The organism is Streptomyces venezuelae, from assembly GCF_008642335.1.
Classification (GTDB): Bacteria; Actinomycetota; Actinomycetes; order Streptomycetales; family Streptomycetaceae; genus Streptomyces; species Streptomyces venezuelae_F.
Map to the genome: position 1 here is coordinate 1252612 of NZ_CP029191.1, position 17793 is coordinate 1270404.

Sequence of the window (17793 nt, forward strand, 5' to 3'; positions counted from 1 at the left end):
CCCTGACGGATGTCGGTGCGCCCGGATACGCTGATGACCTGATCAACAGATGCGCCGGGCGGCAACAGGTGTGCCGGGCAGGGAAGTCGGGAAGAGCCGCAGCAGCGAAGGCACCGCGGCGATGGGGGCGGCAGTGGCGGACGATGTATTCGACTTCAGGCCCGGGGCCCAGGTTCCGCTGTCGGGCGCCGCGGGACAGACCGCGGCGACCCATGCCCTGGCCTCGGCCGCGTACCGCGACGGTGATGTCGACGGCATCCTCGCGGCCAACAACGAGTGGCACAAATCCGAGGTGAAGCCGGGCATTTGGTCGCTCTTCAAGCCGAATCTGGGCGAGGCGTTCGCGCGGACCGTGCAGGTGCGGATGCTGGGCGGCGGCCGCAGTCCGCTCATCCAGTCCTTCGGGACCGAGCCGCAGGCGGTCGTCGAGCACTGCCTCGCGGCGAACCGCATCCGCAAGGAGCGCGACAGCTGGCTGACCGCGGTGACGGTGCTGTGCGGAGTGCTCTTCCTGCCGGGATTCATCTTCTGGCTGCTGGTCTTCACCATCCGGCGGCAGGTCGCCAAGAGCGACGACAAGCGTGCGGGCGCGCTCGCGACGGCCGTGCTGGTCGCCGTGGGCGTGCTGGCCGCCGTCGCCCTGCTCAAGCTGCCGTTCGGCGGTTTCTGGGCCTGGTATCTGCGTGCGGCGATCGTGCTGCCCGTGGTGGGCTGGTTCTGGGCGAAGCAGATCGCCGAGCGCACCGCCAGGGACCTGCGCGACCGCTGGTCGGGCCTGCTCGCGGGCGGCGGCATCGGCGCCAAGATCCCCGAGGCGGTGCCCGGCAGCCCGGGCGAGACGGCCGCCGAGCGGCTCCGTCAGGGGCTCGCGAGGCTCTCCGCGGAGCAGCAGAGCAACTCCGTGTTCTACGCCGGGCCCAAGGGCATATTGGGCATGGGCACGCGGTGGGGCAGCTGGCAGCTGGCGGAGGAGCTGGTGCCGGCCGACCCGGCCAAGGAGATCCATCCCTTCCGCGCCTGGGACGTCATAAAGGCGGTGCACGACCAGCTGCGCATGCTGGAGCGCGGCCCGCTGCACACCGGCGGCTTCCCCACCCCCGACATAAACCACTGGATCGTCTCCCCCATCGGGGAGAACGCGAAGGCGGTGTCCCGCCCCACCGGCACGGACGTCGAGGCCTTCCAAATCCGCGGCCACGAGATACAGCGGATCTGCAACGAGCAGCAGTTCGGCAGCGGCAACCGGCACTATTTGGGCGTGCAGTTCACGCTCTGGGACGGCCAGCTGGTCATCACGATGCTGATCACGGTGACCGTGCTGCACGAGACGCTGCGCATCGAGGTCACGGGCCACGCCCTGGGCCCCGTGCACCCGCTGTTCACCACAAAGCCCTCGCCGAAGACGAAGACGGTCGCCAAGCCGATCAGGTTCTGGGAGACCACGACCCGCAACCTGCCGCTGATCGACGCGGACGAGGTGGTGCGCCTCGCGGTCCGCGCCCCCTTCACCTGGTATCCGCCGATCCTGGACCACCTCGGCGGCAAGCTGGTCCTGCCCGAGCCGTTCGGCCTGCGGCACGCCTGGGCCGACAAGCCGTGGCGGCACCGTTTCATGGCGGACGACGCGCTGCGCGCCGCCACGCCGGTGCTGCGCGTGGTCCACGCCGCCGCGATCAGGGTCCTCGACGAGAACGGCGTGAACACGGAGAAGTTCGGCGCGCGATCCGGCTTCCTCAGCGGGGCCATCCAGGACCCGATGCCGAGGAAGGCGGATGTCTACGACGCGTGAGGCGGCGGGCCGACGATCAGCCGGCCCGCCGCGGGTCGGTCAGATGGCCTGCCAGAGGGCGGGGACGTTCGGCGGCTCCCAGCCCGGATAGGCGGTGTGGCCCTGGATGCAGCGGTAGCGGACGCCGTTGTAGGTGACGACGTCCCCGGCCGCGTAGGTGGCGCCCAGCTGCCAGGTGGTCTCGCCGCCGCCGGGCACGGTCAGGGTGTAGGTCGTGGTGTGGGTGGCCTGGCCCGCACCGGTGAAGGTCAGCGTGTAGGTGCCGGCGGTGGTGCCCGCCGCGACCTCGACGGTGGCCGTCGCCGATTCGCCCGAGAGCACCGACTCCGGGTTGATGGAGACGCTCACTCCGGCCGGGGCCCCCGAGGCCGAGAGTCCCACCTTCTGTGCCTCCCCACTGGTCGTGGCGGTGGCGAGGGTGACCTTCGCGGAGGAGCCGGGCTGGACGGTGCCCGAGGCCGGGTCGGCGGCGAGGGAGAAGTCGTCCGTCGGGGCGGGCTTGTCGCCGACGGAGGTCTTCCAGAGCGCGTACGCGACACCGTCCGAGCTGCGGTCGAGCGCGGTGGCGCTCACGTTGGCGGTGGTGTCGCACGCGGAGTGGTAGCACGAGTCGTACGAACGGCCCGCGGTGCCGCCCCACTTCGCCGCCTCTGCCGCGGACTTCGTGGCGGAGGCGCCGGTTGCGTAGCCGGACGTCGGGATGCCGAGGCGCTGGAAGGAGGCGTCGTCCGACCGCCCCTGTCCCTCGACGTTCTCCTGGGGCGCGAGGTTGAGGGAGGTCCAGTAGTCCCGCAGCGGGACCGACGCCGCGGAGTTCACGTTGTTGATGAAGTACCCGGCGTTCGTCGAGCCGACCATGTCGAAGTTGTAGTACGCCTTGATCTTGGTGCGTTCCGCGGCCGGCAGCGACGAGGCGTAGTAGTCCGAGCCGTTGAGGCCCTGCTCCTCGTCGGTCCACCAGGCGAAGCGGACGCGGTTCTTCATGGTGGGGTTGTTCTGCGCCAGGGACAGCGCCGCCTCCAGGATCGCGGCGGATCCGGAGCCGTTGTCGTTGATGCCGGGCCCTGCCGCGACGCCGTCGAGGTGCGCGCCGAACATGTAGACGTTGTTCGCTTCGCCCTGCGGCCACTCGGCGATCAGGTTGTTGCCCGCGCCGGCGGAGCAGCCGGAGGCGCAGGTCTGCTCGGTGACCTTGTATCCGGCGGCCTCCAGCTTGCCCTTCACGTACGCGAGGGAGGCGCGGTAGCCGGCGCCGGTGGCGCGGCGGTTGCCGCCGTTCTGCGAGGCGATGGTGTTGAACTGGGCGAGGTGCGCCCGGACCTTCTCCACGTCGATGTCCGGCGGGGGCGTCGGGTTGCCGCCGCCGCCCACGGTCAGCGTGTACCGGGCGGTGTGCGTCTTGGTGCCCGCGGTGCCGGTGACGGTGATCGGATAGGTGCCTGCGGTGGTGGACCCGGCGGTCGTGATCTTCATGGTGGCGTTGGAGCCGGACGTGACGGTCGTCGGGTCGAACGTGACGTTCACGCCCGCCGGGGCGCCCGAGGCGGTCAGCGTGATCTGCTGGGCGCTGCCGGTGACGGTCGTGGTGTTGACCGTGCCGGTGGTCGAGGCGCCGGGTTCGACCTTGCCCGAGGCGGGGCTGAGCCCGAGGGAGAAGTCGTTCTGCTGCCCGGTGCAGGTCGGGTCACCGCTCTGGGCCGGGATGCTGATGGCGTCCCAGGCCGCCTTGGTGGCGTTGAACAGGTCGCAACTCGCGTCCAGGTTCTTCGCCGCGGTGAGCGTGGCGGTGCGGTAGCGCTTGTACGTCATGCCGCTGGTCTTGAGCAGCATGGCGCCGTAGAAGATCTTGCCGGCGTTCTTGACGCCCACGCCGGTCACCTGCTGGTTGTTGCAGGTGGGGCTGGAGGGCTTGCCGCCGCCGGGGTTGGAGCCCTCGGCGAGCAGGTAGAACCAGTGGTTCATGGGTCCGGCCGCCTTGTGCTCCTCCGTGTTGGGGATGGAGGCGGAGTAGCAGTTGGGGTCGTTGTTGACCCGGCTCGGGTCGTACATGTTGCGGATCGGGCCGCGCCCCTGGAGGTTGATCATCTCCCCGACCGTGTAGTCCGGGGTGTCGTAGGGGGCGGGCTGGTTGATGTACGCCTCGGTCAGGGCGCCCATGATGTCGCCGGTCGCCTCGCCCAGGCCGCTCTCGTGGTTGGCGCCGCCGGGCGTGTTGGAGTCGAGGCCGTGGCCGAACTCGTGGGCGACGACGTCGACTCCGGCGATCCACTCGTTGGCGCTGTTGTGGCCGATGGTGACGGAGGAGCCGTCCCAGTAGGCGTTCAGCTCGTTGAGGCCCACACTCACCGGCCAGCTGCCGCCGTTGCCGTTGTGTCCGTTGCGGCCGACCCACTCCTTGAGCATGTTCCACTGCTTCTGCGCGGCGAACATCACGTCGACGCAGCCGGTCTCCCGGCTCGTGGGGTTGCCGGTGCCCCAGTCGTCGGTCGCCTTGCTGAAGACGCTGCCCTGGTAGCTCGAACACTGGAGTCCGGGGCGGGTGGTGTCGCGCAGCACGTAGTTGCTGCCCGAGCGCGAGGTGTCGATGGTCAGCGGGTCGGGGCCGTTCCACTTGCTGTGTCCCGTGCCGGCGCGCACGTCGTCGTAGGTGTCGATGACCTTGCCGGTGAGCGCGTCGACGAAGACGTGCAGCCTGCTGGGGTCGCCGGCCTTCGTGCGGCCGGTCAGCTCGGTCTCCCAGGCGAGCGCGGGCGCGTCCTTCTTGACCCGGACCACGAGGCGCTTGGAGTCGACCTTCTTGACCTTCGCGAGCTTCGTACGGCTCGTCCTGACCGCCTGCGCGGCTGTCACCTTCGCCTCGGTGGTGACCGAGATCGTCGCGTCGGTGGCGGCCCGGACGGAGCGGACCTTCCCCTTGCCGTCGGCGAGGACCACCGCGTCGCCGCCCACGACCGGCAGCCCGCGGTAGGTGCGTTCGTACGCGACCGAGTAGAGGCCCTTGAGCCAGGGGGTGACCTGCTGGCGGTCGTACTGCTCCTGCGGCCCTCTGGCCAGCCCGTCGAGGCCGCTGCGCACCGCCTTGTCGGCGGCGGCGACGGCCTTGGCGAGGGGGTCCGGTCTGTCCGCGGTGGGTGCGGACCGCGCCGCCGATGCGAGGGAGGCGGGGACCGTCACCCCCGCCAGTGCCAGGGCCAGGGTTATCCCGGCCGCTGCGGATCGTCTGAGCATCACGGCTCCTTGTGAGAGGTGTTGCGGCTCGTTCGAGCCAGGGGGAGCCCGTGCGTCAGGCTGTGCGGTCGTACCCGCTGCTCCGCTTACGACCTGGCGGTGACATGACACCCTCGTGGCTGGCGGAACCCTCACACCGGCCCGGTCCCCGGTCAATGGATTCCAGCCCTCCGGAACACCCTGTCAAGAACTGGCAAGCGCGCCGGGACCGCGCCTGGCCTCACTCCGACACGGCCCGCACCCGTTCCCGGTACTCCCGCACCTCCGGCAGATCGCGCCACCGCCCCGCGAGCCGTCGGTGCAGCCCGCGCAGTTCGTCGGCGACCGTCAACTCCCGCGCGCCCAACGCCTCGTCCAGGACGGGCCCCGCCAGGGTCACCGCCGCGACGGGGTCGCCCGCGCACGCCCAGCTGTCCGCGAGACGCAGGGTCAGCAGCAGACGCGTGGAGCGCATCACCGGTGGCAGCAGCGCATACGACCGGGCCGTGGCCTCGACCGCGCGCCGGGCCACCGCCCGGTCCCCCGTCACCACGGACAGATCCCGCAGCGCGCCGCCCACCGCCGACTCCACCCGCAGCACACCCTCCGCACCCGAGAGCCAGGGCGCCTCGAGCCGGTCCCGGTCGTCGAGCCGGGCGAACCTGCGCCGCGCCGTCGACAGATGCCGTCGGCACGCGGCGACGTCGTGGCTCAGCGCGTACGCCCGCGCCTGATACAGGCCGGACAGCATCACCATCCAGCGCCGCCTGACGTCCACCGCCCCGATGGCCTGCGCGTACACGAGCATCGACGCGGGGTCCCCGTCGAGTCGCACAAGAGTCGACATGTCACTCAGGAGCGTGGCCCGCGCCTCGGCGTCCTGCGCGGCGTCCGCCCACCGCAGGCCGTGCCCGAACCAGGCCATGGCCACCCCGCTCTGCCCGCGCTCCATCCGCAGCCGCCCCGCGACCTGCGCGTACTGCGCGGCGAGCCGCAGCTGCCCGTACGGCAGCCGTCCCGCGGCGTTGTCCGCCTCCGCCCACCGCACCACCCCGCGCAGCAGCCGCTCCACGGTGCCCGCACCCGCGTCGGTGGCCCGGCCGGACGTCTCACGGATCAGGCAGGCCAGCACGGCGGTCAGACCGTGCAGCAGCTCGGCCTCGGCACCCGCCGTGTCGCCGACGCGGTCGTACGGTCCCGTCAGACCGGCCAGGAGGTCCGTCACCGCTTCCCGGTCGGGCGTCGCGCAGCCCACCCTGCCGTGCAGCGGACAGGCAAGACCCTCCGCGGGCAGCCGCACCGGCCAGGGCTGCGCGGTGAGAGAGGCCGGGTCGCCGGGAGCGTCGGTCCCGGGGATCGGCGCGAACAGCGTGGGCGACGCCGGGGGCAGGCCGGGCGCACACGGCGACGCGGGCGGCGAGGCGACGAGAGCGGCGAGCCGGCCACCTGTGCCCAGGACGGCGTCGAGCCGGTTCACCAGGTCGTAGGGCGGTTCCCGCAGCCCGCCCTCCAGCCTGCTGATGAACGTGTGGTGGTAGCCCACTCTGCTGCCGAGCTGCAGCTGGGTGAGCCCGGCCCGCCGGCGGTGGAACCGCAGCAGCCGCCCGAACTCCGCCCACCCCGGATCGACCGGGTCGGCCGCCCGTGACATGCCGACGGACATGACCCCTCCCTGACCAGGTGCTCCGCGAGGTGCTCCGTGAGGGCAGGGTGGCAGGTGGGGCAGCCGCCTCCAACCCCCCTCTTGGCACAGGGGGGTCGACGGTATGGAACGGCGTCAGCTGCCGCTCTGCGGCGTCGGCCAGGCGTCCGCCAGCATCTTGCGCGTGTCGGCGAGCAGCTGCGGCAGCACCTTGGTGTGCCCGACGACCGGCATGAAGTTGGTGTCGCCGCCCCAGCGCGGAACGATGTGCTGGTGCAGGTGGGCCGCGATGCCGGCGCCCGCCACGGCTCCCTGGTTCATGCCGATGTTGAAGCCGTGCGCGCCGGACGCGGTGCGCAGCGCCCGCATCGCCTGCTTGGTGAGCTCGCCGAGCTCGAGGGTCTCGGGGGCCGTCAGGTCCGTGTAGTCGGCGACGTGACGGTAGGGCACGACCATGAGGTGGCCGCCGTTGTACGGGTACAGGTTGAGGACCGCGTACACCTGCTCGCCGCGCGCGATGACCAGCCCGTCCTCGTCGGACTTGGCCGGGATCGAGCAGAAGGGACACCCGTCGTCGGCCCCCGGGCCCGTGGGCTTGTTCTCGCCCTGGATGTACGCCATCCGGTGGGGCGTCCACAGGCGCTGGAACGCGTCCTGCGACCCGACTCCGATCTGCTGCTCCGGCTCACTCGTCATGAGGTGAAGCATATGACCAGGCCCCGGGGAGAGGTCCCCGGGGCCCGAGCTCAACGCGGTGTCACCGTTCAGACCTGGACGCGGTCCTCGACGGCCTTGGCGATCTTCGCGATGGCCTCGTCGACGGGGATGCCGTTCTCCTGCGAGCCGTCGCGGTAGCGGAAGGACACGGAGCCGTTGCTCATGTCCTCGTCGCCCGCGATGACCATGAAGGGCACCTTCGCCTTCTGCTGGTTGCGGATCTTCTTCTGCATGCGGTCGGACGACGCGTCCACCTCGACCCGCAGCCCCTGCTCCTTCGCCTTCTCGGCGAACTCGCGGAGGTAGGGGATGTGCGCGTCGCCGATCGGGATGCCGACGGCCTGCACGGGCGCGAGCCACGCAGGGAACGCACCCGCGTAGTGCTCAAGGAGCACGCCGAAGAACCGCTCGATGGAGCCGAACAGGGCGCGGTGGATCATGACGGGCTGCTGGCGCGAGCCGTCCGCCGCCGTGTACTCCAGGTTGAACCGCTTGGGCTGGTTGAAGTCGACCTGGATGGTCGACATCTGCCAGGACCGCCCGATCGCGTCCTTGGCCTGCACCGAGATCTTCGGCCCGTAGTACGCGGCGCCGCCCGGGTCCGGCACCAGCGGCAGGTTCTGCTTCTCGGCGGCGAGCCGCAGCGCCTCCGTGGCCTCCGCCCAGTCCTCGTCCGTGCCGATGAACTTGTCGGAGTCGTCGCGGGTGGAGAGCTCCAGCTCGAACTCGGTCAGGCCGTAGTCACGCAGCAGGTCGAGCACGAAGGTCAGGAGCGTGTCGAGCTCCTGCGGCATCTGCTCCTTGGTGCAGTAGATGTGCGAGTCGTCCTGCGTGAAGCCGCGCGAGCGGGTCAGGCCGTGCACGACGCCCGACTTCTCGTACCGGTACACGGTGCCGAACTCGAAGAGGCGCAGCGGCAGCTCGCGGTAGGAGCGCCCGCGCGACTTGAAGATCAGGTTGTGCATCGGGCAGTTCATCGCCTTGAGGCGGTAGTTCTGCTCGTCGAACTCGATGGGCGGGAACATGCCCTCCGCGTAGTGCGGCAGGTGCCCCGAGATCTCGAAGAGCTTCTCCTTCGAGATGTGCGGGGTGTTCACGAACTCGTACCCGGAGACCTCGTGGCGGCGCCGCGAGTAGTCCTCCATGACCTTGCGGATCACACCGCCCTTGGGGTGGAAGACCGCGAGGCCCGGGCCGAGCTCCTCGGGGAAGGAGAAGAGGTCGAGCTCGGAGCCGAGCTTGCGGTGGTCGCGCTTCTCGGCCTCGGCGAGGAACTCCAGGTGCGCCTTCAGCTCGTCCTTCGACGGCCACGCGGTGCCGTAGATGCGCTGGAGCTGCGGGTTCTTCTCGCTGCCGCGCCAGTAGGCGGCGGCGGAGCGCATCAGCTTGAACGCGGGGATGACGCGGGTGCTGGGCAGGTGCGGGCCTCGGCAGAGGTCCTTCCAGCACAGCTCGCCGGTCTTCGCGTCGAGGTTGTCGTAGATGGTCAGCTCGCCCGCGCCCACCTCGGCGTCGGCGCCGTCGGCGGCCTGTGCGGCGTTGCCCTTGAGGCCGATGAGCTCCAGCTTGTACGGCTCGTCGGCGAGCTCGACGCGCGCGTCGTCGTCGGTGGTGACGCGCCGCGAGAACTTCTGCCCGCGCTTCTGGATCTCCTGCATCTTCTTCTCGATGCGCTTGAGGTCCTCGGGGGTGAAGGGCTCCTTGACGTCGAAGTCGTAGTAGAAGCCGTCCCGGATGGGCGGGCCGATGCCGAGCTTGGCGTCGGGGAAGAGCTCCTGCACGGCCTGCGCCATGACGTGCGCGGTCGAGTGGCGCAGGATGTTCAGGCCGTCCTCGGAGGAGATCTCGACGGGCTCGACCTCCTCGCCGTCGGCCGGCACGTACGCGAGGTCCTTCAGCTCGCCGGCCACGCGCACGGCGACGATGGTGCGCTCCCCGGGGAAGAGCTCGGCGGCCGTAGTGCCCGTCGTCACCACGCGCTCTTCCCGCTCGGAATCGCGTTGGATGATCACACGGACGTCTGACACCGGTCTCTCCTACCTGAAGGGGGCTGCGCCGCTCTCTGTCACGCGTACGCAAGGGGAATCGTACCGAGCCGCGGGGCCCGCCCGCGAAACGGATCTCTCCGTGCCCCCATCGGGCCCTTCAGTCCGTGCTGCACGCCTCCTCGAAGAAGTCGATGTTCTCCTGGAGCGACTTCATGAGCCGGTCGCGCTCCGCCTCGTCGACCTGCACGGGCACCACCCCGCTCGCCCCGGTCAGCCTGCGGAACCCGCCCCTGCTCTCCAGGCGCCCCTGCACCCGGATCGGCAGCCCGAGCAGGTGCGCGTGGCCCGCGATGCGGTACGCCTCCTCGTCCAGGGTCATCCGCACGTGCGGGACGTCGGCGCCCGCGATCACCCTGATCCGCACGGTGCCGTCCTCGTGGGGCGCCGACCGCCGCATCCGCACCACGGCGCCGGTGACCCGCACCGGCACCGACGGCTCGTCGCGGAGGTACCGGGCGCCCGCCTCGCGCAGCGCCGGGAGGTCGCCGGGCGAGAACTCGACGGGTTCGGCGCGGGCGGCACAGCCTTCGGGCACCCCGGCGCCCGGTGCCCACTCCACGGCGACGCGCGCTCCTTCGGTGCCGCGCACCATGGCGACGATCGCCTCGGTCAGCTCGTGGCTGACGCCCGCCTCGACCGCGCCGTCGAAAGCGTCCATGCCGCCGGTGGCGCGCTGGTAGTCGATGGCCTCGCGTGCGGCACACAGCGCCTGGTGGAGGCGGACCGTGAGGGGCCGCCCGGTGCTGACGGGCACGAAGGCGGTGAGCCGCTGCCCGCCCGTGGCGGGGCCGACGAGCACGTTCTCCAGGGACGCGGCGGCGGGTCCGCGGTGCCGCGCGCCGTAGTAGCCGGCGCGGCCGCGTGCGGCGAGCGCGCCGGCGAGGAGCATCTGCCGGGCGGCGGAGCGCAGCTGTTCCTCCTCGGGCCAGGTCGCGGTGTCGGCGGGCCCGCTCCGCACGTCGCGCGACCAGTGGATCTCGTCGCTGGGCACGGCGAGCCCGACGAGCACTTCGCGGGCGGCGGGCGAGGCGCTGCGGGACAGCGCGACGAGCGCTTCGGCGAGGAGGTCCTCGCAGTCGGGGAAAGCGCGGCTCTCGGGGACGAGCAGGCTGGTGCCGGTGCCGCCGGGGCCGGGGGGCGTCCAGCGTGCGTAGCGGCCGGGGGCGCCGCCGCGGCGCTGCCAGCCGTGCCGGGCGAGGAGCGCGCCGAGGACGGAGGGGTCGACGCGGGAGGGTTCGGGGGGTTCGGTCCAGCCGCCCGGGGCCGGGACGGGGTGCGGGCGGACGGGCGGGGCCGACGGGTCGTGGTCGAACTCGTCGTGGTCGAAGGGGCGGTGCATCAGGGTTTCCCTCCCGTTCCGACGCGCGTCATGATCTCGCAGAGGGCGCGGTCGTCGAAGATCCGCGAGGTCGGGACGCGCACGGTGGTCCTGCGCCGGCCGGTCACGGGGTGCCCGGCGAGATTGGTCCAGTAGCAGCAGTGCCGCAGGTCGAGCCGGTCGTGTCCGGCGCGCAGCCAGTCGTCCTGGGACCGGGGCACGAGCATCACGACCAGTATTTTGTGGACCGAGACCGGGGTGCGGGCGAGCTTCTCCAGGTGCGGGTTGTCGAGCGTGAAGGAGAAGGCGGGCCCGGCGGGCTTCGGCGGTATCTGGTACGTGCACTTGAGCTGGACCTTGATGGTGACCTCGTCGTCGACCGTGTGCCCGGGGGCGCTGTGGCTGACGTGCCAGTCGATGCCGTTGTCCGGAAAGGGCTGGGAGAGCGAGCAGCCCGCGGCCGCCGCGACGGCGTGCAGGTAGCCCACCTGAAGCGTCTCCATGCAGGCGGTGGTGGCGAGTGTGCCGCGCGGCGGTGCGATCCGCTCGGGCAGCAGCCCACCCTGGTCGGGCTGCGCGAGCGCCATGGTCAACGTGCCTTCCGAGCCTGGTAGTTGCGCCGAGGCGGTGAATTCAAAAGCCCCTCACCTCTGTTGTCTCCGGGCCGCGTACAGCGCAAACGGCCCGGGTATCACCTGCGTGGGCAGGGGACCGAACGTCATCTGCCGGGACCGAACGAGGAGTTGCACCACCATGACGTGCTGGTACGAGGGCCCCTTGGCCGCATTCGACACGGAGACCACGGGCGTCGACGTCGAGACCGACCGGATCGTGTCGGCCGCCGTCGTCGTCCAGCAGGGCGCGGGAACCCGGCCGCGCATCACTCGCTGGCTGGTGAATCCGGGCGTACCCGTGCCCGAGTCCGCCACCGCGGTGCACGGGCTGACGGAGGATCACCTGCAGCGCACGGGCCGCTGGCCGGCGCCGGTGATGGAGGAGATAGCGCGCGATCTGGCCGAGCAGGGAGCAGCGGGCCGACCCATCGTGGTGATGAACGCGCCGTTCGATCTGACCATTCTGGACCGGGAGTTGCGCAGGCACCGCGCCTCGTCGCTGAGCCGCTACACGGAGGGCTCCGCGCTGTGCGTGATCGACCCGCGGGTCCTGGACAAGCAGTTGGACCGGTACCGCAAGGGCCGCAGGACGCTCTCGGATCTGTGCGCGCACTACGAGGTGGAGCTGTCGGAGGCGCATGACGCCGCGGCGGACGCGCAGGCGGCCATGGATGTGGTGCGTGCGGTGGGGCGGCGCTTCGCGGGCCGTCTGGAGCGGCTCTCGCCGGCCGAGCTGCACACGTTGCAGGCGGTCTGGCACGCTGCTCAGGCGCGCGGTCTGCAGGCGTGGTTCGCGAAGAGCGGCACTCCGGAGACGGTGGACCCGGCGTGGCCGCTGCGTCCCGAGCTTCCGGCGGCGGCCTGAGCCGGGCACACCGAGCACGGACACAGGGCGCAGGCATGAAAAAACCGGTCCGTCTGCTGACGGACCGGCATTCTCCGGGTGGGCGATACTGGGTTCGAACCAGTGACCTCTTCGGTGTGAACGAAGCGCTCTCCCACTGAGCTAATCGCCCGGGAACGCACTGAACAATACAGGTCCCGGCGCCTTTCCTTCAAACCGTCTTCAAACCGCCTTCAGGCCGCCCGCAGCCGGGCCGCGAGGCCGCGCCGCCCGGCGCGCATCATCAGGGCGTGATTGAGCCGGAACAGTGGACGCCCGGGGACGGCGAGGCGCCGCATCAGGGCTTTGCGCACCTCGACCTCCTGGTCGTAGCGGGCCCGTGTGCCGGCCGCGGTGGCCGTGAGCGTCCAGCGCGCCCAGCCGTCCAGGTCCCCGCTCATGACGATCTCCAGGACCCCGGCCGCGGGGTCGTTGCGCCGCTCCCGTGCGGTGACGAACAGGTCGTACGGCAGGAAGGACCGGAAGCGGACGGTGCCGCCGCGGTCGTCGAGCCGTGTCACCTCGCGCACCTGCGGCCACCACAGCGGATAGTCCTCGGCCCGTTCCAGGGCGGCGAAGACGGCGGGGGGCGCGGCGGGGAGTTCCCAGACGCTGCGGAAGCGGTAGTGGCACCAGTCCATGGGCGGCAGTCTGCCGGACGCGCCGGGACCCGTACCCGATGACCCGTACCCGATCTGAGTACGTTCTGAGTATCCGCGCCCATGCCGTGCGGTGTGCCGCGGACCACACTCCCTGGCATGACGAACATTCCGCCTCCTGCCGAGGAGCTCCGCGTCCTCGACTGGGAGCTGCGCCAACTGGATGCGCGCAGGACGCAGTTGCTGCAGCGCCGGGCCTGGCTGCTCGGTGTCCTGCGCGCGGCGGGCCCGGCCGGGCCGCCCCCTCGTCCGGCCGGGCCGCCCGCCCCCGACGCCACGCCGCCGAGCGCGCAGAACGTCCTGCTCGCCCTGGGCGGGGTGCTCCTGACCGTCGCGGCGATCGCGTTCACGGTGGTGAGCTGGGGCCACTTGGGGATCGGGGGCCGCAGCGCGGTCCTCGGCGCGGTGACGCTCGCGGCGCTCGGCACGCCCGCGTTCCTGCTGCGCCGCTCGCTGCGCTCGACGGCGGAGGCGGTGGCGGGCCTCGGCCTGGCGCTGACGGTCCTCGACGCGTACGCGCTGCGCTACCTCGCGCTCCCGGACGTGAACGCCTTCGGCTACGCGGCCGCCACCTCGGCGGTCCTGGCCGCGATCTGGGCCGGGTACGGCCTGCTGCTCCGGGAGTTGCGCCTGCCGCTGCCGGTCGCGGTCGTGGCGGCGCAGCTTCCCCTGGTCCTGTGGGCGGGCGCGGCGCAGGCCGATGAGTACGTGATGACGGCCGCGCTGCTCGCGACGGCGGCCTTCGACACGGCGCTCGCGCTGTGGGCGGGGGTCCGTACGGTGCGGGTCGCCGCCGCGGCGGGGGCCGGTGTGCTGGGTCTGTGGGGTGCGGCGAGCGCCGGCTGGCTCTCCGTGCAGGCCTCGGACGCCGGTGAGGCGGCCCGCGCGGGCGTGCTGCTGCTGTTCGCCGCGGGGATCGCGCTGGCCGTCGCCCGGTGGGCGAAGGGCGCCGAGGTGGTGAGCGGCGCGGCGGGTGCGTGCGGTCTGCTGGTGGTGGCCGCGGCGGGCGGGGTGCTGCGGACCGTGCTGCCCGCGGCATGGACGGTGCCGGCGTATCTGGCGTGCGGCATGGCGCTCTTGGCCGTGGTCCGCGCCTCGCTGGCGTGGCCGCTGCGGCGCGGGGTCCTGGCGGCGTCGGCCGTGGTGCAGGGGCTCGCGGTGCTGTGGGCGCTGCCGGTCGCGGCGGTCGCTCTGCTCGGCCCGTTCGGCTGGGGGACCCGCGTCTGGTCGGGTGCGCACGGCGACGCCCGGGACGCGCTGCTGCTGGCACTGCCGCTCGCGCACCCGCTGCTCGCCCCGCTGGTGCTGGGCGCCGTCGCCGCCGTGCTCGCCGAGACGGCCGGGCCGCTGGGCGAGTCGGCGCGGCGGGCGGCACGGTACGGCGCGCCGGTGCTCCTGTGGTCCGCGGCCGTGGCGCTGCCGGCCGCGCTCCGCCTTCCCTACGGGGCCGGGGTGGCGACCCAGCTCCTGGTGGCCGCGGTCCTCCTGGGTGTGGCCGCGCGTGCCGCGTCGGCCGTTCCCGCGGTGACCGCGTCGGTTCTCGCGCTGGTGTCGTCGGCGAGCGTCGCGTTCCTGTCGCTGGCCACCGAGACGGCCACCCTCACCGCGCTCGGCGTCCTGGCGGCGCTGCATCTCGCGGCCTGTGTGCGCCTGGCGCGGGCCGGGTCGCCCGCTCCTGACACCGCGGCGCTCGCCGCCTGCGCCTCCCTGGTCTCGGCCCTCGCGCTGGTCTGCGCGTCGGGTGCCGCGTGGGGGCTGCGCCCCGAGCACATCGGGCTGCTCTCACTGACGGTCCCCGCGCTCGCCGCGGCGGCCGCCGCCCGTCTCGGTACGCATCCGCTGACGCCACCCGTGGAGATCATGGCGGCCGTCTCCGGAGCCGTCGCGGTCGTCCTGGCCGCGGGGGACGCTCCGGTCCTGTCGCTCGTCCTGGCGCTCTGCGGGGTCATCGCGTCCGGCACCGCGCTGCGGGCGGACCGGCATGACGTCGGGTACGCGGCCGGGGCGCTGTTCATCCTGGCGAGCTGGGTGCGCCTGGCGTCGTGGGAGGTGTCGGCCCCGGAGGCGTACACCCTGCCGGTGGCCATCCCCGCGCTGCTCATCGGGTGGCTGCGGCGCCGCCGCGACCCGGCGGCCTCTTCCTGGACCGCCTACGGTCCCGGCCTCGCGGTGACACTGCTCCCGAGTCTCGCGGCCGCGTGGAGCGACGTGCACTGGCTGCGTCCCCTGCTGCTCGGCACGGCGGCCCTCGCCGTATCGCTGGCGGGCGCTCATTACCGCCTGCGCGCCCCGCTGGTCCTGGGCGGCACGGTCCTCACCCTGGACGCGCTGCACGAATTGGCCCCGCACATCGTGCAGGTCGTGGACGCGCTGCCCCGCTGGCTGCCGCCCGCGCTCGCGGGTCTGCTGCTGCTCGCGGTCGGCGCCACGTACGAGCAACGGCTGCGTGACGCGCGCCGGTTCCGGAATGTCCTGAACCGAATGCACTGATTACCGGCCGCCGCGGAACATGTGGACCCGTCAATTCCCTTAAAGGGCGCGGGAATACGAGAACGGCCCGGAGGCTCAATAGCCTCCGGGCCGTAATCCGGGGTGGGCGATACTGGGTTCGAACCAGTGACCTCTTCGGTGTGAACGAAGCGCTCTCCCACTGAGCTAATCGCCCCGGGCGCAGGAAGAACATTACCGCATGTCAGCGGGTGCTCCCGACCGCCCCGGACCGGACGGTCACTCCTTGATCTTCCACGGCATCGTGATGCCGAACTTCCACACGTAGACGGCGACGAGCACCGCGACGATCACGAGGCCGATCGTGGTCAGGATGATGTTGCGGCGGCGGACCTTCGGGTCGAGTGCACGCTGTGCCGCCTCGGTGACCTTGCGTTTCGTCCAGCGGAGCACCAGCTGGGCCCAGACGAACTCGGTGGCCCAGATCGCCATGCCGCCGAAGATCACGAGCCAGCCGGGGCCCGGCAGCGGCAGCATGATGATGCCCGCGACGACGACCGCGAGACCGACGATGAAGACGCCCACCTGCCAGCTCAGGTGCAGCACCCGGCGGGACTGGACGTACTGCGGAGCCCGCGAACCGAGCGGCGGGTCGGACTTGGCTCCGGCGGTCGGATCCGTGACCCCCGCCGAATCGTTACTCCCCGTATTCATGCGGCCAAACCCTACCGGACGGAAACCCATCACCGGAATGGGTGCACGGGCGGATGGGACAATCCGCCATACGGGGCGTCTAAAGACACGCAAATCCCTCAGAGGGGTTTACAACGGCACCGTAGGTGGCATGTCGATTTCGCCGACGTGCGAATCCCCGAGCGCACACTGAGCGAAAGGCCCTGGCGCTTATGAACACCACGGTCAGCTGCGAGCTGCACCTGCGCCTCGTTGTGTCGAGCGAGTCCTCACTGCCTGTTCCCGCAGGACTGCGGTATGACACGGCCGATCCCTATGCCGTGCACGCCACCTTCCACACCGGAGCCGAGGAAACCGTCGAGTGGGTGTTCGCCCGCGACCTCCTCGCCGAGGGCCTGCACCGGCCCACCGGTACCGGCGACGTCCGAGTCTGGCCGTCCCGGAGCCACGGTCAGGGCGTCGTCTGCATCGCCCTGAGTTCCCCGGAAGGTGAGGCTCTGCTCGAGGCCCCGGCGCGGGCCCTGGAATCCTTCCTCAAGCGAACGGACGCAGCCGTGCCACCCGGCACGGAACACCGCCATTTCGACCTCGACACGGAGCTCTCCCACATCCTTGCCGAGAGCTGAGCGCCGCCCGGCGCGTCGAGGACCGCCACGCCGTCCGACTCGGGGCGACGGCGCAAGCAGTCACGACACAACGACACAAGGCGAACAGATGCAGACACCGGCGCCGTCGCCGCGGGCTCTCCCGCGGCGACGGCGCCGGTGCGTCCGCCGACGAAACCGCTAGCATCGGCCAGCATCGGCGGGCACCGGCCCGACCCCCAGGCCAGGGAGCAAATCGTGCTGATCACCCACGACACCCGGTGTTCTCTCGACGCCGTGGTCGATCTGGTGAACACCGCACCGGAGACGAACGGCACGGACGGGCTCGCGAGCGTGGCGGCGCTCGGTGATTTCGTACGCGGCCACGACGTCAGCGACGTCGGGACGCTCTCGGAGGGCGACCTCGCCGACGTGCACCGCATCCGCGCCCGCTTCGGCGAGGTCTTCGCGCACCCCGAACCGCAGGCCGCGTCCGCGATCCTCAACGACCTGATCGCGCGGGCCGGCACCACGCCCCGCCTCACCGACCACGACGGCTACGACTGGCACATCCACTACTTCGCGCCCGGCGCGTCCGTCGCGGACCACCTCGCGGCCGACTGCGGGATGGCCCTCGCGTTCTTCGTGGTCGCGGGCGAGCAGGAGCGGCTGCGGCGCTGCGAGGCACCGGACTGCCGGCACGCCTTCGTCGACCTCTCGCGCAACCGGTCCCGCCGCTACTGCGACAGCCGCACCTGCGGCAACCGCCTGCACGTCGCCGCGTACCGCGCCCGCCGCAAGGAGGCCTCGGGAGCCTCGGAGCAGAGCGTCCCCTAGGGCCTGTGTCCTAGAGCAGCAGCAGATCGTGGAGCGTCGCCACCAGGATCAAGGTGCTGATCACCGCCAGGAAGATCATCAAAGGTGGCTGGGAGAGGGCGAAGAGGCACCCCTGCCGCTCCTCGTCACCGTGGGGCAGCTCCGCTTCGCCGTCGGTGGCGGGCCGCTCGGCGGCCGCAGGTCGTCGCTCATGGGCCGGTGCCGTGGATTCGCCGTCGTCCGGCGGGGCGGCATCGCCCTCTGTGGTGGTGTCAAGCATCTCGCGGTGATGATGACGCACCGCGGGCGGGTTGCCGACCAACACGCCCGGTCGGGGCGGGAGTTCGCCGGCTCCCGTGAACAGGGAAAAGTCCA

At 71.7% G+C, this 17793-nt stretch carries 14 protein-coding genes and 2 tRNA genes; 5 read left to right on the top strand and 11 right to left on the bottom strand.

Annotation, left to right across the window (positions count from 1 at the left end; genetic code table 11):
- The first annotated feature begins 121 nt into the window (after positions 1-121).
- Complete coding sequence (locus DEJ49_RS05480) at positions 122-1789, top strand: hypothetical protein (RefSeq protein WP_150182888.1); 1668 nt, start codon at positions 122-124, stop codon at positions 1787-1789.
- A 39-nt stretch (positions 1790-1828) separates the two neighbouring features.
- On the opposite strand, the gene DEJ49_RS05485 is transcribed toward DEJ49_RS05480, so the two are convergent.
- The 6 genes from DEJ49_RS05485 to DEJ49_RS05510 all read right to left on the bottom strand — a co-directional run bounded on the left by DEJ49_RS05485 (position 1829) and on the right by DEJ49_RS05510 (position 11308).
- The gene (locus DEJ49_RS05485) at positions 1829-5017 is read right to left on the bottom strand and encodes a M20/M25/M40 family metallo-hydrolase (protein ID WP_150182889.1); all 3189 of its coding nucleotides are present in this window, start codon (positions 5015-5017) and stop codon (positions 1829-1831) included.
- A gap of 220 nt (positions 5018-5237) precedes the next feature.
- Positions 5238-6659, bottom strand: coding sequence for a helix-turn-helix domain-containing protein (locus tag DEJ49_RS05490; RefSeq protein WP_150182891.1), 1422 nt, complete (start codon positions 6657-6659; stop codon positions 5238-5240).
- Between the two features lie 114 nt (positions 6660-6773).
- Positions 6774-7346, bottom strand: coding sequence for an HIT family protein (locus DEJ49_RS05495; RefSeq protein WP_150182893.1), 573 nt, complete (start codon positions 7344-7346; stop codon positions 6774-6776).
- Between the two features lie 56 nt (positions 7347-7402).
- Positions 7403-9382, bottom strand: coding sequence for a threonine--tRNA ligase (thrS, locus tag DEJ49_RS05500; RefSeq protein ID WP_150182895.1), 1980 nt, complete (start codon positions 9380-9382; stop codon positions 7403-7405).
- A 118-nt stretch (positions 9383-9500) separates the two neighbouring features.
- Positions 9501-10742: a hypothetical protein gene (locus DEJ49_RS05505; protein ID WP_150182896.1), complete on the bottom strand. Its 1242-nt coding sequence runs from the start codon at positions 10740-10742 to the stop codon at positions 9501-9503.
- Positions 10742-11308 carry a DUF4365 domain-containing protein gene (locus DEJ49_RS05510; protein ID WP_150182898.1) on the bottom strand — a complete coding sequence of 189 codons (567 nt, stop codon included), beginning with the start codon at positions 11306-11308 and terminating at the stop codon, positions 10742-10744. Before DEJ49_RS05510 ends, DEJ49_RS05505 begins: the two co-directional genes overlap by 1 nt.
- A 166-nt stretch (positions 11309-11474) precedes the next feature.
- Between DEJ49_RS05510 and DEJ49_RS05515 the strand changes: the two genes are divergently transcribed.
- On the top strand, positions 11475-12200 hold the full coding sequence (locus tag DEJ49_RS05515) for a 3'-5' exonuclease (protein ID WP_150182899.1): 726 nt from the start codon (positions 11475-11477) through the stop codon (positions 12198-12200).
- 79 nt (positions 12201-12279) lie between these two features.
- Here the strand turns inward: DEJ49_RS05515 and DEJ49_RS05520 are convergent.
- Positions 12280-12351: transfer RNA gene (locus DEJ49_RS05520), tRNA-Val, on the bottom strand.
- Positions 12352-12412: 61 nt separating this feature from the next.
- Entirely contained in the window at positions 12413-12859 is a 447-nt protein-coding gene (locus DEJ49_RS05525; protein ID WP_150182901.1) for an SRPBCC family protein, read from the bottom strand.
- A gap of 117 nt (positions 12860-12976) precedes the next feature.
- Between DEJ49_RS05525 and DEJ49_RS05530 the strand changes: the two genes are divergently transcribed.
- Entirely contained in the window at positions 12977-15367 is a 2391-nt protein-coding gene (locus tag DEJ49_RS05530; RefSeq protein ID WP_150182903.1) for an SCO7613 C-terminal domain-containing membrane protein, read from the top strand.
- A 103-nt stretch (positions 15368-15470) separates the two neighbouring features.
- On the opposite strand, the gene DEJ49_RS05535 is transcribed toward DEJ49_RS05530, so the two are convergent.
- Positions 15471-15542: transfer RNA gene (locus DEJ49_RS05535), tRNA-Val, on the bottom strand.
- A 62-nt stretch (positions 15543-15604) separates the two neighbouring features.
- Positions 15605-16039, bottom strand: a complete 435-nt coding sequence (locus DEJ49_RS05540; protein ID WP_150182904.1) for a TIGR02611 family protein — start codon at positions 16037-16039, stop codon at positions 15605-15607.
- Positions 16040-16230: 191 nt separating this feature from the next.
- Here DEJ49_RS05540 and DEJ49_RS05545 point away from each other — a divergent pair, with 191 nt between their 5' ends.
- Both DEJ49_RS05545 and DEJ49_RS05550 read left to right on the top strand, forming a co-directional pair.
- On the top strand, positions 16231-16644 hold the full coding sequence (locus tag DEJ49_RS05545) for an SsgA family sporulation/cell division regulator (RefSeq protein ID WP_003959770.1): 414 nt from the start codon (positions 16231-16233) through the stop codon (positions 16642-16644).
- A 216-nt stretch (positions 16645-16860) separates the two neighbouring features.
- Positions 16861-17439, top strand: a complete 579-nt coding sequence (locus DEJ49_RS05550) for a CGNR zinc finger domain-containing protein (protein WP_150182906.1) — start codon at positions 16861-16863, stop codon at positions 17437-17439.
- A gap of 10 nt (positions 17440-17449) precedes the next feature.
- On the opposite strand, the gene DEJ49_RS05555 is transcribed toward DEJ49_RS05550, so the two are convergent.
- A complete protein-coding gene (locus tag DEJ49_RS05555; protein WP_150182907.1) occupies positions 17450-17698 on the bottom strand; it encodes a hypothetical protein in 249 nt (82 codons plus the stop codon).
- Positions 17699-17793 lie beyond the last annotated feature (95 nt).